A 20,935-nucleotide genomic window follows, 5' to 3' on the forward strand; every position below is an offset into this window, starting at 1 on the left:
ACGAGTGGTGACCGGAAGTTACCAAGAGTACTCGATCGTGGCGTGGCTTCACCGAGGCCGCAGGCGGATCGGCAGGCCGTCCGCGGGAACCGGCAGGGACACGTAATCCCAGCGCGCGGTGTAGTCCTCCGGCACCGACCACCGATACGCCCGCAGCATCTCGTGCAGCAGCGCCTTCACTTCGAACGTCCCGAAATGCAGGCCGATGCACTTGTGCGCGCCACCGCCGAACGGCATCCACGCGTAGCGATGCGACTTGTCCTCGCGGCGCTCCTCGCCGAAGCGGTCCGGGTCGAAACGCATCGGGTCGGTCCAGTGCTCGGGCGAGAAATGGTTGACGGTGGGGGAAACCCCGACGAGTGTCCCTTCGGGAATGAAGTGACCGAGGACCTCGGTGTCCTTCACGGTCTTCCTTGTCAGGGAAGGAACCGGGGCCACCAGGCGCAAGGATTCCTTGATCACCAGGTCCAGAGTGGTCAGGGTTTCCAGCGCCTCGATGTCCGGCACGTCGTCGCCGAGCGAAAGGGACTCCTGGCGCGCGCGTTCCTGCCACTCCGGGTTCTTGGCGAGGTGGTAGACGGCGGCGGCGCTGGTGATGGTCGAGGTGTCGTGCGCGGCCATCATCAGGAAGATCATGTGGTTGACGACGTCGGAGTCGGTGAAGCGGTCACCGTCTTCGGTGGTGGCGTGGCACAGCGCGGTGAAGAGGTCGTCGCCGTCGCCCGCCCGTTTCGCGGGCAGGTTCGCCGAGAAGTAGCGTTCGAGGACCTTGCGGCCGTGCAGGCCCGCCGCCCAGCGGCCGCCGGGAACGGGAAAGCGCACGATGGCCGTGCCGGCGCGCACGGAATTCACGAACGCGCGGTTGATGGCGGCCGCGTCGTCGCCGGACCGCATACCCATGAACACACGCGTCGCGACGTCGAGCGTGAGTTGCTTGAGGGACCAGTAGATCCGCGGGTTCGGCCGGTCCGCCCACGCGGCGACACCCTCGCGCAGGGCCGGCCCCATCTGGTCGACGTAACCGGTGAGCCGCTGCCGGGTGAACGCCGCCTGCATGATCCGGCGGTGCAGGTGGTGCTCGCCGAAGTCGAGCAACATCAGGCCGCGGTCGAAGAACTGCTCGATGAAGAACTTCCAGCCCTCCTGGGAGAAGGCCTTGTCCTTGTTCACCAAGGCGATCTGGGTGGCTTCCGGGCCGGTGAGCGCGACGATGCGGCGCCCGAACGCGCCCATCCACGACACCGGTCCGTAGGTCTCGTAGCGTTTCAGCCCGAACTCGATGCCGAAGCGCATGAAGTCCAGCGCGTGCCCGATGACCGGTGGACCCTCGTCGCCGAGGACGGGTTTGAGACCCGGTGGCGCGGGCGCGAGTTCGCGGACCGGCCACGACGCGCCGAGCCAGCGCTGGTCGACCGAACGTGGCAGGGGGATCGAGGTGAGCGGCGGGACCCGCTCGCGCAGCGCCCCGGTGACCTTTTCGACGGCGTTCGCCATGGTGACCATCTCCCCGCTGAGATCGGCTACCTGCCCACCATCGCACCCTTGTTGACGTCCTGACAATACCTCGATGGAAGTTCCGTGAAGGCCCCCTTCCCTCGGCTGAGCCGAGGGAAGGGGGCCTTCACGCGGCGTCAGGCCAGCTCGGAGCGGACCGTGCGGGCGGCCGCGACGAGGTTCCGCAGCGCGGGCTCGACCTCGGCGTATCCGCGGGTCTTCAGGCCGCAGTCCGGGTTGACCCAGATCCGCTCGGCGGGCACGGCGCCGACGGCGGTCCGCAGCAGCCCGCTGACCTCGTCCACGTCGGGGACGCGCGGCGAGTGGATGTCGTAGACACCCGGCCCGACGCCGCGGCCGAAGCCCGCCGCGCCGAGGTCGGTGACGACCTCCATCTTCGATCGCGCGGCCTCGATGCTGGTGACGTCGGCGTCGAGCGCGTCGATCGCCTTGACCACGTCGCCGAATTCCGAGTAGCACATATGCGTGTGGATCTGCGTCGCGTCGTCGATCCCGGACGTCGCGAGGCGGAACGACGAAACGGCCCACGCGAAGTACGCCTCATGCGCCGCCGCGCGCAGGGGGAGCAGCTCCCGCAGTGCCGGCTCGTCCACCTGGATGACGCGGATACCTGCCTCCTGGAGGTCGTGCACCTCGTCGCGGATGGCCAGCGCCACCTGGCGGGCGGTCTCGCCGAGTGGCTGGTCGTCGCGGACGAAGGACCACGCCAGGATCGTCACCGGACCGGTCAGCATGCCCTTGACGGGTTTGCCGGTCAGGCTTTGTGCGTAGCGTGCCCACTCGACGGTCATCGGCTCCGGACGCGAGACGTCGCCGTACAGGATCGGCGGCCGGACGCACCGCGAACCGTAGGACTGCACCCAGCCGAAGTCGGTGGCCGCGAATCCGGCCAGCCGCTCGGCGAAGTACTGCACCATGTCGTTGCGCTCGGGCTCGCCGTGCACCAGTACGTCCAGCCCGAGGTCCTCCTGAAGCCGGACGACGCGCTCGATCTCGGCCTTCATCGCGGCCTCGTAGCCCGCGTCGTCCAGCGAACCCGCCTTGTGCGCGGCGCGCGCCTTGCGGACTTCGGTGGTCTGCGGGAACGAGCCGATCGTCGTGCTCGGCAACGGCGGCAGGTCCAGCGCGGCCTGCTGTGCCGCCGCGCGCCGGGCGTAGGGGGAGCGGACGGTGTCCTCCGGCCGCAGCGCCTCCAGCCGGGCACGCACTCCGGAGTCGGCCAAGTCGGCGGCCGTCGTGCGGTCCGAGGCCGCGGCACGGGCGGCGGAGAGGTCGACGCCCTCTTCCTTCAGCGCTCGCCCGAGCAGGACGACCTCGTCGACCTTCTGCCTGGCGAAGGCGAGCCAGCCCTTCAGGCGCGGGTGAAGCCCGTCCTCCCGCTCGACGTCGTAGGGCACGTGCAGCAGCGAGCAGGACGTCGACACGCTGACCGACCGCGCGGTGCCCAGCAGGGTCGCCGCCCGGCTGAGCGCGCGAGCCGGATCCGTACGCCAGACGTTGCGCCCGTCCACGACACCGGCCAGGACCTCCTTGTCCCGCAAGGCGGGTTCGGCGGCGACGGCATCCACAAAGGACTCGTCGGTGACGAGGTCGACGGCGACCGCGTCGATCGGGGAGCGGGCGAGGACGCCCAGACCGCGACCGAGACCGCCGAAGTACCCGGCGACCAGGATCTTGGGCCGCGCGGTCTCCTTCGCGAGCCGGTGATAGGCGCGGATGAGCGCGTTGAGCTCCCGCTCGGTGCGGTCGGCGGCGAAGGCGGGCTCGTCGAACTGGACCCACTCGACGCCTTCGTCGTGCAGGCGACGCAGTAGTTCGACGTAGCCGTCGAGAAGGTTGTCGAGCAGCTCCAGCGGGCGGAAACCCTCCGGCGCGGTCTCCGACGGCTTCGCGAGCAGCAGGAACGTCACCGGGCCGACCAGCACCGGCCGGGTTTCGACGCCGATCGCGCGGGCTTCGCGGTACTCGTCGAGCGGTTTGGTGCCGGCGAGCGAGAACGTCGTGTCCGGGCCGAGTTCGGGGACGATGTAGTGGTAGTTCGTGTCGAACCACTTCGTCATCTCCATCGCCGGCGCGTCCTGCACGCCGCGCGCGGCGGCGAAGTAGGTGTCGAGCGGTGAGAGGCCGAGCGTGGTGAAGCGCTCCGGCAGCGCTCCGAACAGCTCGGTGGTGTCGAGCACCTGGTCGTAATGGGAGAACGTGTTGGAGGGGACGGAATCCAGCCCCGCGTCCTTGAGTTCGCGCCAGGCGCGGGTGCGCAGTGCGCGGCCGGTGCCGAGCAGCTCGGCCTCGTCGATCTTGCCCGCCCAGTAGCGTTCGAGCGAACGCTTGAGTTCCCGGTCCGGTCCGATCCGCGGGTAGCCCAGCACCGTCGTGCCGATTTCGGTCACAGCTCTCTCCTCGCGAGCTTGTCGTGAGAGCCCGGAGCGCGCAGGAGTGACCGCCGTTCGGTCGTGCCCATCCCACGAGGCCCGGACTCACGCACGCCGTCGGCGCGCGTACCACGGGCAGGTCTTCGGACTCGTGGGCGACTCGCTCGCTCCTACCGGCCGTCGCTTCCCGGGACGCCATGCCCAGTGCTTTACCGTGTCTCGCACGGTGACGGCTTTCGTTCCCACATACCGCTGCGGGGCAGTCCCGGATTCGCACCGGGTTCCCTGTTACCTCGACCGGCCTGGGAGGCCGGGCGAACCAGTAGCACCGTCGAGCGTACTCAGACGCGCTAGTGGCCCGCTGGACATGTGACGAACCGGACGCCACGCGTGACTAGACGGCGAACTCACGTGATTGAACGGCGAACTCGCGTGTTTGGGGGCGTAACTCGCGTGATTGGGGGCGTAACTCGCGTGTCTGGAGACGGAACACGCCGGGCGGAGGCCGCCCGGCGTGTCGTCCATATGGTCACGTGAGTTCGTCGTTCAATCACGCGAGTTACGTGTCTGATCACGCGAGTTACGTGTTCAGACACGCGAGTTACGAGTTCGGGGGTCAGTCCCAGTCGAGGGCGCCGCCCGACTGGTACTCGATGACGCGGGTCTCGAAGAAGTTCTTCTCCTTCTTGAGGTCCATCGCCTCCGACATCCACGGGAACGGGTTCTCGGTCTCGCCGAAGATCGGCGCGAGGCCGATCTGCTGGGCCCGCCGGTCGGTGATGAAGTGCATGTACTGCTCGATCAGCTCGGCCGAGAGCCCGAGCATGCCGCGAGGCATGGTGTCGCGGGCGTAGGCGACCTCGAGCTCGCACGCCTCGGTCAGCATGGTGCGGACCTCGGCCTGGAACTCGTCGGTCCACAGGTGCGGGTTCTCGATCTTGATCTGGTTGATGCAGTCGATGCCGAAGTTCAGGTGGATCGACTCGTCGCGCAGGATGTACTGGTACTGCTCGGCGATACCGACCATCTTGTTCCGGCGGCCGAGCGAGAGGATCTGCGCGAAGCCGGTGTAGAACCACATGCCCTCGAAGATCACGTAGAACGCGACGAGGTCACGCAGGAAGTTCTGGTCGGCTTCCGGGGTGCCGGTCTCGAAGTCCGGGTTCTCCAGGTTCTGGGTGTACTTCAGCGCCCACGCGTCCTTGTCCGAAATGGACGGGACCTCGCGGTACATGTTGAACAGCTCGCCCTCGACCAGGCCGAGGCTCTCGCAGATGTACTGGAAGGTGTGCGTGTGCACGGCCTCCTCGAACGCCTGGCGCAGCAGGTACTGGCGGCATTCGGGGTTGGTGATCTGCCGGTACACCGCGAGCACGATGTTGTTGGCCACCAGCGATTCCGCGGTGGCGAAGAAGCCGAGGTTGCGCTTGAGCATGGTGCGCTCGTCCTCGGTGAGGCCGTCGGGCGACTTCCACAGCGCGATGTCGGCCTGCATGGCGACCTCGGTCGGCATCCAGTGGTTGTTGCAGCCGGCGAGGTACTTCTCCCACGCCCAGGTGTACTTCATCGGCAGCAGCTGGTTGACGTCGGCGCGGGCGTTGATCATCCGCTTGTCGTCGACGTTGATGCGGGCGGCGCCGACTTCGATCTCGCCGAGGCCGGTGGCGTCGGCGGAAGCGTCAAAGGTGGTCATGAAAGCTCCAAGAGGGCGTCGTGAGTGGTAAGGACGGTTAGAACCGCCCTTACCACTCACGAGGATGTTTTTACTGGCAGGCTTCGCAGTCGGGGTCGTCGATCCGGCAGGCGGCGCCGTCGGTGGCGACGAAGTCGACGTCCGAGACCTGCGGCATCTCCTTCGGCTCCGGCTTGGCGGCCGGGGCGGTCACCGGGACGGCCGGGACCGCGGCGGCGGGCGACGGCGGCACCGCGGCGGAAGCCGACGGGGCGGGCGAAGCGGCGGGAGCCGGAGCGGCGGCGGGCTTCGGCGAAGCGGGGGCCGGGGTGGCCGAGACCGCGTTCAGCTTGCCGTCGGTGCCGCGCAGGGTGCTCTTCTCCACGTGCGTCGCGGACCGCGCCCGCAGGTAGTACGTGGTCTTGAGGCCCTTGTGCCAGGCGTAGCGGTACAGCTCGTCGAGCTTGCGGCCGCTGGGCGCGGCGATGTACAGGTTCAGCGACTGCGCCTGGTCGATCCACTTCTGGCGCCGCGAACCGGCGTCCACCAGCCACTTGGACTCGATCTCGAACGCGGTCGCGTACAGCGCCTTCAGGTCGTCCGGCACGCGGTCGATCTGGCCGAGGCTGCCGTCGAAGTACTTCAGATCCGAGACCATCACCTCGTCCCACAGCCCGCGCTCCTTGAGCGAGCGGACCAGGTGCGGGTTCACCACGGTGAAGTCGCCGGACATGTTCGACTTGACGAACAGGTTCTGGAACAGCGGCTCGATCGACTGCCCCACCCCGCAGATGTTGGAGATCGTCGCGGTCGGCGCGATCGCCATCACATTGGAGTTACGCATACCGACGGTCTTGACCCGCTCGCGCAGCGGCGCCCAGTCCAAAGTGGACGAGGTGTCGACGTCGAGCGCGTCACCCTGTCGCGCGTCGATCAGTAGCTGCATCGAGTCGATCGGCAGGATTCCCTTGCTCCACAAGGAACCCTCGAACGTCTGGTACTGGCCGCGCTCCTCGGCGAGGTCGGTCGAGGCCGAGATCGCGTAGTAGCTGATGTGCTCCATGCTCGTGTCCGCGAACTGGACGGCCTCGTCCGAGGACAGCGGGACACCGATCTCGAACAGCGCGTCCTGGAAGCCCATCAGGCCGAGCCCGATCGGGCGGTGACGCAGGTTGGAGCGGCGCGCTTCCGGGATCGTGTAGAAGTTGATGTCGATCACGTTGTCGAGCATGCGGACCGCGGTGCGCACGGTCTTCTCGAGGCGCTGGGTGTCCAGGCCCTCGGGGGTGACGTGCTTGAGCAGGTTCACCGAGCCGAGGTTGCAGACCGCGACCTCGTCGGTGGTGGTGTTCAGGGTGATCTCGGTGCACAGATTGGACGAGTGCACGACACCGACGTGCTGCTGCGGGGAACGCAGGTTGCACGGGTCCTTGAAGGTGATCCACGGGTGGCCGGTCTCGAACAGCATGGTCAGCATGCGGCGCCACAGGTCGACCGCGCGGACCTTGCGGAACACCTTCAGCTCACCACGCTCGGCGGCGGCCTCGTACTCGCGGTAGCGCTCGGCGAACGCGTTGCCGTAGAGGTCGTGCAGGTCCGGGGTCTCGTTCGGCGAGAACAGGGTCCACTGCGCGTCGGCCTCGACGCGGCGCAGGAACTCGTCCGGCACCCAGTTCGCGGTGTTCATGTCGTGCGTGCGACGACGGTCGTCACCGGTGTTCTTGCGCAGGTCGAGGAATTCCTCGATGTCCACGTGCCAGGTCTCGAGGTACGCGCAGGCCGCGCCCTTGCGCTTGCCGCCCTGGTTCACCGCGACCGCGGTGTCGTTGGCGATCTTGAGGAACGGCACGACACCCTGCGACTGGCCGTTGGTGCCCTTGATGTGCGCGCCGAGGCCGCGGACCGGGGTCCAGTCGTTGCCGAGGCCGCCCGAGTACTTCGCCAGCAGCGCGTTGTTCTTGTACGCCTGGAAGATCGAGTCCAGGTCGTCGTCCACGGTGGTCAGGAAGCAGGACGACAGCTGCGGGCGAGTGGTGCCCGAGTTGAACAGCGTCGGGGTGGACGCCATGAAGTGGAACGTCGAGAGCAGCTCGTAGAATTCGATGGCGCGGGCTTCCCGGTCGTCCTCGCGGATCGCCAGGCCCATCGCGACGCGCATGAAGAACGCCTGCGGCAGCTCGAAACGGACGCCGTCGTGGTGCTGGAAGTACCGGTCGTACAGGGTCTGCAGGCCGAGGAAGCCGAAGTCGAGGTCACGCTCGGCGTGGATGGCCGCGGTGATCTTGTCCAGGTCGAAGGTCTGGAGCTCGGGGTTGACCAGCTCCAGCTCGATGGCGCGCTTGAGGTAGTCCCGGAAGTACTGCGGGTACCGCGCGGTCATCTCGTCCTGGCTGGCCTGCTGCGGCACGCCCGCGAGGTAGCTGAGCGCCTCGCCGCGGAGCTTGTCCGCGAGCAGCCGGGCACTGACGTAGGAGTAGTTCGGCTCCTGCTCGACGAGCACGCGCGCGGCCATGATCTGGGCGAGGGCGAGTTCGTCGGCGCTGATGCCGTCGTAGACGTTGCGCTTGGTCTCGGCCAGCACCGGCTCGGCCGAAACGTCCTCGAGGCCGGCGACGGCCTCGCCGACGACGTGCGAGACGCGGGCCCAGTCGAGCGGGCGGAGCGAGCCGTCGGCCGCCTTGACGCTGATGGCGACGTCGGACGAAGCGGGCTTCTCGGCCTCGCGGGCCTTCGCGCGCTCCTCGCGGTACAGGACGTACGCGCGGGCGACCTTGTGGTGCTCGCCGCGCATCAGCGCGAGCTCGACGATGTCCTGGATCTGCTCGATGTGCAGCGCGGTCTCGGGACCGGCGTGGCGGAGCAGGGTGGTCTCGATCTGCTCGGTCAGTTCCTTGACCAGGTGGTGGATCCGCGACGAGGCGGCCGCGTCACCGCCCTCGACGGCGAGGAAGGCCTTGGTCACGGCGACCGAGATCTTGTTCGCGTCGAAGGGGGACACGCTGCCGTCCCGCCGGATGACCCGCACGGTCGCGGGTGTGGTGTCCGAGGACGAGGGTGGCCGCTGACCGGTATCGACTGACATTCGTCAACTCCAAAAGGGCGCGTTGAAGCACCACAAGGCCTCACAAGGCCGTGCGCTGCACGTTCACAAAGCTGTCCGACCACCGCTCCCGAGCGGTCTCCCCGTCGCTGGGCGGTGCCGGTTCCCAGAGACTACATGTAGGGGTCGGAGGCTGCACGTGCCCCAATGGGTGGCGTGTCGTCGGCTCACCCTGGCGGGTTAGCCGATCACGCTGAGCGGCTGGTCAACCGCCGAAGACGATCTTGAAATCGTGCAGGCAGGCGCTCAGCGCGGGCCGCTGACCGGCGAGGAAGCCGAACGGGCCGGACTCGTTGATCCGCCAGTCCGCGGCCGCCGGGCGCGGACGCGCCGTCGCCCGGACGGGGCTCCTTTTGAGACGACCGTCCAGCATTTGGACGACGTCGAAGGCCGCGGGCATCCGTACCGGGAGACTCGGGCGGGGCGTGAAAGCCGCCGTCGCGATCCAGTCTTCGTGCGTGGCCGCCGAGCCGGTGAAGGTCCGCCCGTGGGCGAAGTCGAGCGCGGCGAGATCCTTGGGGATGCCCCACAGTGCCCGCCCGCCGGCGAGCGAGACCTCGCTGTCGACCCAGATGTCGGTGATGGAGCTGGAGAGACGTTCGCCGCGGACCGCGACGGTCGCCAGCAGCTCGTGGTACTGGAGCTGTCCGGGCTCCTGGTAGTCGATCCACGCGGTGAACACCTGGGCGCGGCCGCCGAGGGTGATCGGCTCGCCGCCGCCGGGTAGCTCGGGCAGATCGCTCACCGGGACGCGCCAGACCGAGAGATACGCCTGACCCGCCAGGTTCCAGGGTTCCGGGGGATAGGCGGTCACTTGTTCAGCCACGGCAGGTAGGCGGGCTGGTCGGTGTCGACGCGCATGGAGAACTCCGGTGGTCGTTTCTGCAGGAAGGACATGACCCCTTCGACCGCGTCCGGGCTGGAGCCCAGACCGCCGATCAGCCGGGAGTCCAGTTCGTGCACCGGGAACGGCGACTCCGCGCTCGCCATCCGGTACAGCAGCTGCCGGGTCACGGCGACCGACACCGGCGACGTGGTCGTGGCGATCTCGGTGGCCAGTTCGCGGGCCTTGCCGAGCACTTCTCCGGGCTCGTGGACACTGTGGACCAGCCCGGCGGTCTTCGCCTCTTCGGCGTCGAAGACGCGTCCGCTGATCATCCAGTCGAGTGCCGTGCCCATCCCGACGAGCCGCGGGAGGAACCACGCGGACGCGCCTTCGGGGTAGATCCCGCGGCGGACGAACACGAAGCCGAACCGGGAGTCCGTGGACGCGAGCCGGTAGTCGCAGGACAGCGTGATCGTGACGCCGCCGCCGACGGCCGCGCCCCGCAGGGCCGCGATCACCGGCTTGTTCATCGTGAAGATCCGTTTCGAGCAGCGTCCCGCCGGCTCCTGCCACGCCGCGTCCGGCCCGGACTCGGGGTCGAAGTCGAAACCGCCCTGTGAGAGATCGGCGCCGACCGAGAAATCCTTGCCGTTGCCGGTCAGGATCACCACGCGGACCTCTTCGTCGCGGTCGGCCCGGTCCATCGCGTCGCCAAGTTCGTCGGCCATGCGGATGGTGTAGCCGTTGCGGGCCTCGGGCCGGTTGAGCGTGACCGTCGCGATGCGGTCTTCGACCTCGTAGGTGATTTCGGCGTACGCGCTCATGACGTGAAAGTAAGGCTACGTTGACAAGGTGTCAATAAGGCTCACTCGACGTCGTCAAGGTGGTCCGCGTAGTACTCGACCGCTCGCCGGTATCGCTGGACACCGTCGTCCGCGCTGGTCGCCGCGAGCACCTTCAGCAAGGTTCCCGCCGCCTCGCGCGCTTCGCCGACGTTGTAGAGCGCCATCGCGAGGAACGTCCTGAGCGCCGCGTCGTCCGGGAACTCGGCGAGGCCGCGCCGCAGCGTCGCGAGCGACTCGTCGTACCGGCCGAGGACGCGATACGTGCTGCCGAGCCCGACGAACACCCCATGCCTGTCCTCTGTGGACAGACCTTCGCCCGCGAGCGCCTGCTCGTAGAACGGGGCGGCTTCGGCTTCCAGCCCGGCCGAATCGTGCGCCCACGCGGTTTGGTAGGCGATCACGGCGTCCCGCGGATTCTTCCCGGCCAGCTCGATGAGCCGCAGGCGTGCCTCGGCGGTGCCCTGCTCCCGCAGCCGGATCGCCTCGTTCACGCGGCCGTGCCGTCGAACGGCGGGTAGTTCTCGGCGCCGACCCGCTCGGCCACGACGATGTACTCGGCCAGCGCGTCGCGCGACCGGGACAGCTTGGCCAGCTGCTCGTCCACGCGGGCGAGCCGCTCGTGCATCGCGGCCAGCAGTTCGGGGCAGCCGATCAGCTCGGGCTCCTCGCCGATCGCGCAGGGGAGCAGGTACGCGATGTCCTCGGACGAGAGGCCGGCGGCGAGCAGGTGACGGATCTGCCGCACCCGCAGCAAAGCCGTCTCGTCGTATTCGCGGTAACCGTTCGAACCGCGGCTCGCCTCCAGGAGGCCTTGGGCCTCGTAGTAGCGCAGCTGGTGGGCGTTGACGCCCGTCCGGTGACTCAGTTCACCGATCTTCATCGCTTTCCCCACTTGACCTTCATACCGGTATCAACGTTGACGATCGTGCCATGACGAACAACGAGAACACCCCGATTTCGGTCGTCGGCCTCGGTCTCATGGGTACCGCGCTCGCCCGCGCGTTCCTGAAGGCGGGGCATCCCACGACCGTGTGGAACCGGACGGCCGCCAAGGCGGATTCCCTGGTGGCGGAAGGCGCGCGGCTCGCGCCGGCGATCGGCGACGCGCTCGGCCCGGACGGCGTGACGATCGTGTGCCTCACCGACTATTCCGCCGTGCGCGAACTGCTCGGGGACGCCGGGCTGGCGGGCACGACACTGGTCAACCTGACCTCGGGCGACTCCGCGCAGGCGCGCGAGACCGCGGTCTGGGCCGAAAAGCGGGGCGCCCGGTACGTGGACGGCGCGATCATGGCCATCCCGTCGTCGATCGGGACCGAAGAGGCGGTGATCCTGCTGAGCGGACCAGTGCCGGACTTCGACCTCGGCGCGCTCGGCACGATCAGCCATCTCGGTGAGGACCCCGGCCTCGCCTCCCTGTACGACGTCGCCGGGCTGACGATGATGTGGAGCGTCCTGAACGCGTGGCTCCAGGGCACCGCGATGCTCAAGACGGCCGGTGTCGACGCCGCGACGTACGCGCCGTTCGCGCGGCAGATCGCCGCCGGGGTGGCGGACTGGCTGCCCGGCTACGCGGAGCAGATCGACAAGGGTTCCTTCCCCGCCGAGGTGTCGGCGCTGGAGACCGACGCGCGTGCGATGGCGCACATGGTCGAGGAGAGCGAGGGGCTGGGCGTGAACGCCGAACTGCCGAAGCTGATCAAGGCGATGGCCGACCGCGCGATCGCCGCCGGGCACGGGGGTGAGCAGTACCCGGTGCTGATCCGGGAGTTCGAGCGGCCGGGGAGCTGAGCTGTCCACGCTGTCCGTGATGTCCGTGAGGATTCAGTGTCCCCAATGTGGCATTGGGGACACTGAGCGTCTCCAATGCCACATTGGGGTCGCCGGACTGGTCCCCGCTGTCCGTGAAGGTTCGGCCGAGGACACGATCAAGCGTCCTTGTGCTCGCGGCTGGACCGGATCGTCCCTTCGGACGGGTGACATTGGGTGAGGGGTGTGTGGGAATAGGGACGTTGAGTGTCCCTATTCCCACACACCCTCACTCGGTTCCGGCCGCGAGGCCGGACCGTGTGGATTTCAGGTCATCTGACGCACCGGAATCCACACAGGGAGTGCCATGGCCCGAGAAAACAATCAGGCGTGCTTGATTTTTCCGGCCCGGGGTGCCAGCCTGAGGGAGACGCGAGGAGGCGGGCATGGCTGACCTTGGCGTGATCCTTGGGGATCTCGCGGCGGAATCGCAGGCCATCGACGACGTGGTGGCGGAGCTGCCGGCGTCGGACTGGGCGAAGAAGACCCCGGCCGAGGGCTGGACGATCGCCCATCAGATCGCTCATCTGGCCTGGACGGACAAGAAGGCGCTGATCGCGGCGCGCGGATCCGAGGCCGAGTGGCAAGCCGAGATCGAAGGGCTCCTCGCGACGGGCGAGTCCTACGTCGACGACGGCGCGGCAGAAGGCGCGAAGGCGTCGCCCCGCGAGCTGCTGGAGGAGTGGCGCGCCGGTCGCGCGGAGCTCGCCGAAGCGCTCGCCGCGGTGCCCGACGGGCAGAAGATCCCCTGGTACGGCCCGCCGATGAGCGCCGCGTCCATGGTGACGGCGCGCCTCATGGAGACGTGGGCGCACGGTCAGGACATCTATGACGCGCTCGGCCTCGAACGGGAGAACACCGCCCGGATCTGGCATATCGCCCGGTTCGGCACCCGCACCCGCGACTTCGCCTACAAGCTCAACTCGCTCGCCCCGCCCACCGAGGAGTTCCGCGTCGAGTTGACCGCGCCCGACGGCACCACCTGGGCGTTCGGGCCCGAGGACGCCGCGCAGCGGCTCACCGGCAGCGCGGCCGACTTCTGCCTCGTGATCACCCAGCGCCGTCATCCCGCCGACACCGACCTGGTCGCCACCGGCGAGGACGTCGAGGAATGGCTCGGGATCGCGCAGGCCTTCGCCGGGCCTCCCGGCGCCGGGCGCAAACCGGGGCAGTTCGCGTGACCCCGGCTCCGATCAGGATCGGCAACGCGTCCGGGTTCTATGGCGACCGGTTCTCCGCGGTCCACGAGATGCTCACCGGCGGCCCGCTCGACGTGCTGACCGGCGACTACCTGGCCGAGCTGACCATGCTCATCCTCGGCCGCGACCGGATGAAAGACCCGAACCGCGGGTACGCCAAGACCTTCCTGCGCCAGATGGAACAGAATCTCGCGCTGGCCAAGGAAAAAGGCGTCAAGATCGTCGCGAACGCGGGCGGGCTCAACCCCGCCGGGCTCGCGGACGCCCTTCGGGAACTGGCCGCGAAGCTCGACGTCGACGTCGCGATCGCGCACGTCGAGGGCGACGACCTGATCCAGCGCGCGGAAGAGCTCGGCTTCGGCAAGACCTTGACCGCCAACGCCTATCTCGGCGCGTGGGGGATCGCGGAATGCCTGAACGCGGGCGCCGACATCGTGGTGACCGGCCGGGTCACCGACGCGTCGGTGATCGTCGGCCCGGCCGCCGCGCATTTCGGCTGGGCCCGCGACGACTACGACGCGCTGGCGGGCGCGGTCGCGGCCGGGCACGTGATCGAATGCGGCACACAGGCCACCGGCGGCAACTACGCCTTCTTCACTGAGCACGAGATCGGCGTCCCGGGGTTCCCGATCGCCGAGATCTCCGCCGACGGCTCCAGCGTGATCACGAAACACCCCGGCACCGGCGGTGTCGTGAACACCGGAACCGTTACCGCGCAACTGCTCTACGAGATCACCGGCGCCCGTTACGCCGGGCCGGACGTCACGACGCGGTTCGACACGCTGACCCTCACCGAGGACGGCCCGGACCGCGTCCGGATCAGCGGCGTCACCGGTGAGCCGCCGCCTCCGACGCTCAAGGTCTGCCTGAACGGGCTCGGCGGTTTCCGCAACGAGACGACGTTCGTCCTCACCGGGCTCGACATCGAGGCGAAAGCCGCTCTGGTCAAGGAACAACTCGAAGGCGCGCTCAAGGCCCGGCCGCCCGCCGACGTCCGGTGGACCCTGGCCCGCACCGATCGGCCCGACGCCGAAACCGAGCAGCAGGCGAGCGCGTTGCTGCACGTCGCGGTGAAGGACGCCGATCCGGAGGTCGCGGGGCGCGCGTTCAGCGGCGCGGCGATCGAGCTCGCGCTGGCGAGCTACCCGGGCTTCCACGTCACCGCGCCGCCCGCGGCCGCCTCGCCCTACGGCGTTTATCGCGCCGCTTTCGTTGAAGCGAAAGAGGTACCGCACGTCGCCGTCCTGCCGGACGGAACGCGCCGCGACATCGCGCCCGCCGTCGAGACCCTTCCTCTGTCCGAAGTGGACGAATCCGCCCTGCCCGCGCCGTTCACGCAGGCCCAGGTCCGCCGCGCGGCGCTGGGCAGGGTGGTCGGTGCCCGCAGTGGCGACAAGGGCGGCAACGCGAACGTCGGCGTCTGGGCACGTTCCGACGAGGCGTGGCGCTGGCTCGCGCACCGGCTGACCGTCACCGAGTTCAAACTGCTGCTCCCGGAGACCGCGGACCTCGAGGTCCGGCGGCATCTGCTGCCGAACCTGCGGGCGGTCAACTTCGTCGTCGAAGGCATCCTCGGCGAGGGCGTCGCGTCGCAGGCGCGGTTCGACCCGCAGGCGAAGGCGCTCGGGGAATGGCTGCGCTCCCGCGAGATCGACATCCCGGAGGCCCTCCTGTGACCGACCCCTTCGCCACGCCGGAACGCGCCGAACTGCGCAAGACCGTCCGGCGGTTCGCCGAAACCGAGATCCTGCCGTACCTCGACGAGTGGGAGCGCGAGGGCGAGTTGCCCCGCGACCTGCACCGCAAGGCCGGGGAGCTCGGGCTGCTCGGCGTCGGCTTCCCGGAAGAGGTCGGCGGTGGGGGCGGCGACTACCTCGACGCAGTCGTCATCGCCGAGGAACTGCACTACGCGGGCGGTTCCGGTGGCCTGTTCGCCTCGCTGTTCACCTGCGGTATCGCCGTCCCGCATATCGCGGCGGCCGGGGATCCGGTGCAGATCGAGCGCTGGGTCAGGCCGACGCTGGAAGGCGCCAAGATCGGCTCGCTCGCGGTCACCGAACCCGACGGCGGCTCCGACGTCGCCGGGATCCGCACCACCGCGGTGCGAGAGGGCGACGAGTACGTCATCAACGGCGCCAAGACCTTCATCACCTCGGGCTGCCGCGCCGACTTCGTGACCACCGTGGTCCGCACCGGGGAAGCCGGCGCCCACGGGATCTCGCTCATCGTGGTCGAACGCGGCACGCCGGGCTTCACCGTCTCCCGCAAGCTGGAGAAGATGGGCTGGCTCTGCTCGGACACCGCCGAGCTGTCCTATGTGGACGCCCGCGTGCCGGCGGAGAACCTGATCGGCGCCGAGAACAGCGGATTCGCGCAGGTCGCCACGCAGTTCGTCACCGAACGGGTCTCGCTGGCCGTGCAGGGCTACGCGCACGCGCAGCGAGCTCTGGACCTGACGCTGGACTGGTGCCGCCTGCGCGAGACCTTCGGCCGTCCGCTGATCTCCCGTCAGCTGGTGCAGCACAAGCTCACCGAGATGGCCCGCAAGATCGACGTCGCCCGCACCTACACCCGTCAGGTGGCCCAGCGGCACGTCGCGGGCGAAGAGGTCATCGCCGAAGCCTGTTTCGCGAAGAACACCGCCGTCGAGACCGCCGAATGGGTGGTCAACGAGGCCGTGCAGCTGCACGGCGGACTCGGCTACATGCGGGAGTCCGAAGTGGAGCGTCACTACCGTGACGTGCGCATCCTCGGCATCGGCGGCGGGACCAACGAGATCCTCACCGGCTTGGCCGCGAAGCGATTGGGATACACCGCATGAGCACGATACGGTCCACAGTGGACACGCGGAGCGAGGAGTTCGCGGAGAATCGCGAGTCCATGCTCGGCAAACTCGCCGAGATCGACGGCGAGCACGCCAAGGCGATCGCGGGCGGCGGTGAGAAGTACGTCGCCCGGCACCGCAAACGCGGCAAGCTGCTGGCCCGCGAGCGGATCGAGCTGCTCCTCGACGAGGACTCGCCGTTCCTGGAACTGTCGCCGCTGGCGGCCTGGGGTTCGGACTACCAGGTCGGCGCCAGTGTGATCACCGGCATCGGCGTGGTCGAAGGCGTCGAATGCATGATCTCCGCCAGCGACCCGACGGTCAAAGGCGGGGCGAGCAACCCGTGGACGGCCAAGAAGAGCTACCGCGCCGCGGACATCGCCGCGCAGAACCGGCTGCCGGTGATCAACCTCGTCGAGTCCGGCGGGGCGGATCTGCCGACGCAGAAGGAGATCTTCATCCCCGGCGGCCGGATCTTCCGTGACCTCACGCGGTCTTCGGCGGCGAAGGTGCCCACGATCGCGCTGGTGTTCGGCAACTCGACCGCGGGCGGCGCGTACCTGCCCGGCATGTCGGACTACGTCGTGATGGTCAAGGAACGGGCGAAGGTGTTCCTCGGCGGCCCGCCGCTGGTGAAGATGGCCACCGGCGAGGAGTCCGACGACGAATCGCTCGGCGGCGCCGAAATGCACGCCCGCACCTCGGGTCTCGCCGACTATCTCGCAGCGGACGAAGAGGACGCGATCCGCCTCGGGCGTAGCATCGTCAAACGGCTCAACTGGACCAAACAGGGTCCGACGCCGAAGCCGGACTACGCCGAGCCGCTGTACTCCGCCGAAGACCTGCTCGGCATCGTGCCCACCGATCTCAAGGTGCCGTTCGACCCGCGCGAGGTGATCGCCAGGGTCGCCGATGGTTCGGACTTCGACGAGTTCAAACCCTTGTACGGCAGCAGCCTCGCCACCGGATGGGCGAGTATCCACGGTTACCCGGTCGGCATCCTCGCCAACGCCCAAGGTGTGCTGTTCGGCGAAGAATCGCAGAAGGCCGCGCAGTTCATCCAGCTCGCCAACCAGATCGACACGCCGCTGGTCTTCCTGCACAACACCACCGGCTACATGGTCGGCAAGGAATACGAGCAGAGCGGCATCATCAAACACGGCGCGATGATGATCAACGCCGTGTCGAACTCGAAGGTGCCGCATCTTTCGGTGCTCATGGGCGCCTCGTACGGCGCCGGGCACTACGGGATGTGCGGGCGCGCCTACGATCCCCGGTTCCTGTTCGCTTGGCCCAGTGCGAAATCCGCGGTCATGGGCCCGCAGCAGCTGGCGGGTGTGCTGTCCATCGTGGCCCGTGCCGCCGCCGCGTCGCGCGGGCAGGAGTACAACGAGGAGCACGACGCCGCCATGCGTGCCATGGTGGAGGGCCAGATCGAAGCCGAGTCGATGCCGATGTTCCTCTCCGGGATGCTCTACGACGACGGGATCATCGATCCCCGAGACACCCGCACGGTGCTCGGGCTCAGCCTGTCCGTGATCCACAATGGACCAGTGAAGGGCGCCGAAGGCTTCGGCGTCTTCAGGATGTGAGCGGCATGATCGAGAAACTTCTGGTCGCCAACCGCGGGGAGATCGCCCGCCGCGTGTTCCGCACCTGCCGCGACGCCGGGATCGGCACGGTCGCGGTGTTCTCCGACGCGGACGCCGACGCGCCGCACACCGCCGAGGCGGACGTCGCCGTCCGCCTGCCGGGCAACGCGCCCGCCGACACGTACCTGCGGGCCGAACTGCTGATCAAGGCGGCCGTGGAGACCGGTGCCGACGCGATCCACCCCGGCTACGGGTTCCTGTCCGAGAGCGCCGCGTTCGCCCGCGCGGTGGTCGACGCGGGACTCACCTGGGTCGGCCCGCCGCCGGAAGCCATCGAGAGCATGGGTTCCAAGGTCGAGTCCAAGCGGATGATGGCCGGGGCGGGTGTCCCGATCTTGTCCGAATTGGACCCGGCCGAGGTCACCGAAGCCGACCTTCCGTTGCTGGTCAAGGCCTCCGCCGGAGGTGGTGGGCGCGGTATGCGTGTCGTGCGCACGCTCGGCGAACTCGCCGAGGCCGTCGAAGGCGCGAGCGCGGAGGCCGCGTCGGCGTTCGGCGACCCGACCGTGTTCTGCGAGCGGTACCTGGAGACAGGCAGGCATATCGAGGTGCAGGTGCTCGCCGACACCCACGGCACGGTGTGGGCGGTGGGGGAGCGTGAGTGCTCGATCCAGCGCCGTCACCAGAAGGTCGTCGAAGAGGCGCCGTCGCCGTTCGTCGACGAGGCCATGCGGGAGGCGCTGTTCGACGCCGCCCGCAAGGCCGCGCAGGCGATCGACTACGTCGGTGCCGGGACGGTCGAGTTCCTCGCCGGACCGGACGGGCGGTTCTACTTCCTGGAGATGAACACGCGGCTCCAGGTCGAGCACCCGGTCACCGAGGCCACGACCGGGCTCGACCTCGTCTCGCTGCAGTTGCGGATCGCCGAGGGCGAGCATCTCCCGATCGACGAGCCGGAGACGACCGGGCACGCGATCGAGGTCCGGCTTTACGCCGAAGACCCCGCCGCGGGCTGGCAGCCGCAGAGCGGCACCTTGCACCGTTTCGAGCTTCCCGCCGCGCGGCGGGAGTTCGAGGTCGGCCCGGGTGTCCGGCTCGACTCGGGTTTCGTCAGCGGGCAGACCGTGGGTGTGCACTACGACCCGATGCTCGCCAAGGTCATCGCGTACGCGCCGGATCGCCGGAGCGCGGCGCGGGCACTGGCCGGAGCCTTGGCGGGCGCGGAGATCCACGGTGTGGTGACCAACCGTGACCTGCTGGTGAACGTGGTGCGCCACGAGGCTTTCCTCGCCGGGGAGACCGACACGGCGTTCTTCGACCGGCACGGTCTCGAAACCCTGGCGGCTCCACTGGCCACTGTGGACACCGTGCGGATTTCCGCGCTGGCCGCGGCTTTGGCGGGTGCGGCCGTGAACCGCTCGGAGGCCCGGGTCCAGAGCAGGCTGCCGAGTGGCTGGCGCAACGTCCGTTCCCAAGGGCAGCGCAAACGTTTTCGTCACGGCGACGACGAGATCGAGGTCGGCTACAGCCTCGGCCGGGACGGTCTGCGCGCCGACGGATTCGAAGGTGTCGAACTGGTTTCCACCGAGGGCGGTGCCGTCGTCCTGGAAGTGTCCGGGGTGCGGCGGAAGTTCGCCGTCGCCCGGTACGGCGACACGGTGTACGTCGATTCTCCGGACGGCTCCGTCGAGCTGGGCGTGGTGCCGAGGTACACCGACCCCGACGCGGCGCTCGCCGCCGGATCGCTCGTGGCGCCGATGCCGGGCACGGTGGTCCGGCTCGCGGTCGAGGCGGGCGACACCGTGAAGACCGGTGATCCGTTGCTGTGGCTCGAAGCGATGAAGATGGAACACCGGATCGCGGCGCCCGCCGACGGCGTCGTGACGGAACTCCCGGTGGTGGTCGGACAACAGGTCGAAGTGGGCACGATCCTCGCGGTGGTAGGAGACGACGAATGAACGCGATGAACTTCACCGAGCCCGAAGAGCGCGTCGCGCTGCGGGCCGCGGTCGCCGAACTCGGCAAGAAGTACGGGTACGAGTACTACGCCAAGCAGGCGCGTGCCGGGCTCAAGACCGAGGAACTGTGGGCCGAAGCCGGACGGCTGGGCTACCTCGGCGTGAACCTGCCCGAGGAGTACGGCGGCGGAGGAGCGGGCATCGCGGATCTCGCCGCGGTGCTCGAAGAACTCGCCGCGGCCGGCTCCCCGCTGCTGCTCATGGTCGTCTCGCCGGCGATCTGCGGCACGGTCATCTCGCGGTTCGGCACCGACGAGCAGAAGAAGCGCTGGCTTCCGGGCATCGCCGACGGCAGCAGGCGGATGGTCTTCGCGATCACCGAACCGGACGCCGGGTCGAACTCGCACAAGATCACCACCACCGCGAAGCGGGACGCCGACGGTTGGGTCCTCAGTGGACGGAAGGTCTACATCTCCGGCGTCGACGAGGCGGACGCCGTCCTGGTCGTCGGCCGCACGGAGGACGCGAAGACCGGCAAGCTCAAGCCCGCGCTGTTCACCGTGCCGACCGACACGCCCGGCTTCGAGTACAAGCAGATCGACATGGACATCGTCTCGCCGGAGAAGCAGTTCGGCCTGTTCCTCGACGACGTCCACCTGCCCGCCGACGCGCTGGTCGGCGAGGAGGACGCGGCGATCGCGCAGCTGTTCGCCGGGCTCAACCCCGAACGCATCATGGGCGCGTCGTTCTCGCTCGGCATCGCGCGCTACGCGCTGGGGAAGGCCGTCGGCTACGCCAACGAGCGCAAGGTGTGGGGCGCGCCGATCGGCACCCACCAGGGTCTCGCGCACCCGCTGGCCGAGATCAAGATCGAGCTGGAACTGGCCAAGCTCATGACGCAGAAGGCGGCGTCGCTCTACGACTCCGGCGACGACTTCGGCGCGGGCGAGTCGGCGAACATGGCGAAGTACGCGGCCGCCGAGGTCGCCATCCGCGCGGTCGACCAGGCCGTGCAGACCCACGGCGGCAACGGGCTGGCCAGCGAATACGGGCTGGGCACGCTGGTCACGGCCGTCCGGCTGGGCCGGATCGCGCCGGTGAGCCGCGAGATGGTGCTCAACTTCGTCGGTCAGCACAGCCTCGGCCTGCCCCGTTCCTACTGACTCGTGAGTGGTAAGGACGGTTCTAACCGTCCTTACCACTCACGAGCCCACCACGGAAGG

At 68.7% G+C, this 20,935-nt stretch carries 15 protein-coding genes and 1 riboswitch; of the genes, 7 read left to right on the forward strand and 8 right to left on the reverse strand.

Annotated features, from left to right (window positions below):
• Positions 1–48 precede the first annotated feature (48 nt).
• The 8 genes from ACOCEP_RS25520 to ACOCEP_RS25555 form a co-directional block, all read right to left on the reverse strand.
• Positions 49–1,494, reverse strand: coding sequence for a cytochrome P450 (locus ACOCEP_RS25520; protein WP_482331505.1), 1,446 nt, complete (start codon positions 1,492–1,494; stop codon positions 49–51).
• A gap of 137 nt (positions 1,495–1,631) precedes the next feature.
• The gene (gene metE / locus ACOCEP_RS25525) at positions 1,632–3,905 is read right to left on the reverse strand and encodes a 5-methyltetrahydropteroyltriglutamate--homocysteine S-methyltransferase (RefSeq protein WP_482331507.1); all 2,274 of its coding nucleotides are present in this window, start codon (positions 3,903–3,905) and stop codon (positions 1,632–1,634) included.
• Positions 3,906–4,004: 99 nt separating this feature from the next.
• A riboswitch (cobalamin riboswitch) is annotated at positions 4,005–4,226 on the reverse strand.
• 277 nt (positions 4,227–4,503) lie between these two features.
• On the reverse strand, positions 4,504–5,580 hold the full coding sequence (locus tag ACOCEP_RS25530) for a ribonucleotide-diphosphate reductase subunit beta (RefSeq protein WP_482331508.1): 1,077 nt from the start codon (positions 5,578–5,580) through the stop codon (positions 4,504–4,506).
• Between the two features lie 70 nt (positions 5,581–5,650).
• On the reverse strand, positions 5,651–8,641 hold the full coding sequence (locus tag ACOCEP_RS25535) for a ribonucleoside-diphosphate reductase subunit alpha (protein ID WP_482331509.1): 2,991 nt from the start codon (positions 8,639–8,641) through the stop codon (positions 5,651–5,653).
• Between the two features lie 223 nt (positions 8,642–8,864).
• Positions 8,865–9,473, reverse strand: coding sequence for an acetoacetate decarboxylase family protein (locus ACOCEP_RS25540; RefSeq protein ID WP_482339822.1), 609 nt, complete (start codon positions 9,471–9,473; stop codon positions 8,865–8,867).
• On the reverse strand, positions 9,470–10,309 hold the full coding sequence (locus ACOCEP_RS25545; protein ID WP_482331510.1) for an enoyl-CoA hydratase-related protein: 840 nt from the start codon (positions 10,307–10,309) through the stop codon (positions 9,470–9,472). The genes ACOCEP_RS25540 and ACOCEP_RS25545 overlap by 4 nt, the downstream gene beginning before the upstream one ends.
• A 41-nt stretch (positions 10,310–10,350) precedes the next feature.
• Complete coding sequence (locus tag ACOCEP_RS25550) at positions 10,351–10,821, reverse strand: tetratricopeptide repeat protein (RefSeq protein WP_482331511.1); 471 nt, start codon at positions 10,819–10,821, stop codon at positions 10,351–10,353.
• Positions 10,818–11,210, reverse strand: coding sequence for a MerR family transcriptional regulator (locus ACOCEP_RS25555; protein ID WP_482331512.1), 393 nt, complete (start codon positions 11,208–11,210; stop codon positions 10,818–10,820). Before ACOCEP_RS25555 ends, ACOCEP_RS25550 begins: the two co-directional genes overlap by 4 nt.
• A gap of 50 nt (positions 11,211–11,260) precedes the next feature.
• On the opposite strand from ACOCEP_RS25555, the gene ACOCEP_RS25560 reads away from it, so the two are divergent.
• The 7 genes from ACOCEP_RS25560 to ACOCEP_RS25590 all read left to right on the forward strand — a co-directional run bounded on the left by ACOCEP_RS25560 (position 11,261) and on the right by ACOCEP_RS25590 (position 20,875).
• Complete coding sequence (locus ACOCEP_RS25560) at positions 11,261–12,121, forward strand: NAD(P)-dependent oxidoreductase (protein WP_482331513.1); 861 nt, start codon at positions 11,261–11,263, stop codon at positions 12,119–12,121.
• Between the two features lie 404 nt (positions 12,122–12,525).
• On the forward strand, positions 12,526–13,320 hold the full coding sequence (locus ACOCEP_RS25565; protein WP_482331514.1) for a TIGR03084 family metal-binding protein: 795 nt from the start codon (positions 12,526–12,528) through the stop codon (positions 13,318–13,320).
• Positions 13,317–15,014, forward strand: a complete 1,698-nt coding sequence (locus tag ACOCEP_RS25570) for an acyclic terpene utilization AtuA family protein (RefSeq protein ID WP_482331515.1) — start codon at positions 13,317–13,319, stop codon at positions 15,012–15,014. Before ACOCEP_RS25565 ends, ACOCEP_RS25570 begins: the two co-directional genes overlap by 4 nt.
• Complete coding sequence (locus tag ACOCEP_RS25575; RefSeq protein WP_482331516.1) at positions 15,011–16,159, forward strand: acyl-CoA dehydrogenase family protein; 1,149 nt, start codon at positions 15,011–15,013, stop codon at positions 16,157–16,159. The genes ACOCEP_RS25570 and ACOCEP_RS25575 overlap by 4 nt, the downstream gene beginning before the upstream one ends.
• Positions 16,156–17,754 (forward strand): acyl-CoA carboxylase subunit beta, encoded by a 1,599-nt coding sequence (locus ACOCEP_RS25580; RefSeq protein ID WP_046199778.1) that lies wholly within the window; start codon positions 16,156–16,158, stop codon positions 17,752–17,754. Before ACOCEP_RS25575 ends, ACOCEP_RS25580 begins: the two co-directional genes overlap by 4 nt.
• 5 nt (positions 17,755–17,759) lie before the next feature.
• Positions 17,760–19,712, forward strand: a complete 1,953-nt coding sequence (locus ACOCEP_RS25585) for an acetyl/propionyl/methylcrotonyl-CoA carboxylase subunit alpha (protein WP_482331517.1) — start codon at positions 17,760–17,762, stop codon at positions 19,710–19,712.
• Complete coding sequence (locus ACOCEP_RS25590; protein ID WP_016333218.1) at positions 19,709–20,875, forward strand: acyl-CoA dehydrogenase family protein; 1,167 nt, start codon at positions 19,709–19,711, stop codon at positions 20,873–20,875. The genes ACOCEP_RS25585 and ACOCEP_RS25590 overlap by 4 nt, the downstream gene beginning before the upstream one ends.
• Positions 20,876–20,935: the final 60 nt, after the last annotated feature.

The organism is Amycolatopsis sp. CA-211722 (genome assembly GCF_056828465.1).

Bases quoted from the DNA above. Each gene is read 5' to 3' on its own strand.
- ACOCEP_RS25520 (WP_482331505.1), bottom strand. From the start codon at position 1,494: ATGGCGAACGCCGTCGAAAAGGTCACCGGGGCGCTGCGCGAGCGGGTC.
- ACOCEP_RS25530 (WP_482331508.1), bottom strand. From the start codon at position 5,580: ATGACCACCTTTGACGCTTCCGCCGACGCCACCGGCCTCGGCGAGATC.
- ACOCEP_RS25535 (WP_482331509.1), bottom strand. From the start codon at position 8,641: ATGTCAGTCGATACCGGTCAGCGGCCACCCTCGTCCTCGGACACCACA.
- ACOCEP_RS25545 (WP_482331510.1), bottom strand. From the start codon at position 10,309: ATGAGCGCGTACGCCGAAATCACCTACGAGGTCGAAGACCGCATCGCG.
- ACOCEP_RS25555 (WP_482331512.1), bottom strand. From the start codon at position 11,210: ATGAAGATCGGTGAACTGAGTCACCGGACGGGCGTCAACGCCCACCAG.
- ACOCEP_RS25560 (WP_482331513.1), top strand. From the start codon at position 11,261: ATGACGAACAACGAGAACACCCCGATTTCGGTCGTCGGCCTCGGTCTC.
- ACOCEP_RS25565 (WP_482331514.1), top strand. From the start codon at position 12,526: ATGGCTGACCTTGGCGTGATCCTTGGGGATCTCGCGGCGGAATCGCAG.
- ACOCEP_RS25580 (WP_046199778.1), top strand. From the start codon at position 16,156: ATGAGCACGATACGGTCCACAGTGGACACGCGGAGCGAGGAGTTCGCG.
- ACOCEP_RS25585 (WP_482331517.1), top strand. From the start codon at position 17,760: ATGATCGAGAAACTTCTGGTCGCCAACCGCGGGGAGATCGCCCGCCGC.
- ACOCEP_RS25590 (WP_016333218.1), top strand. From the start codon at position 19,709: ATGAACGCGATGAACTTCACCGAGCCCGAAGAGCGCGTCGCGCTGCGG.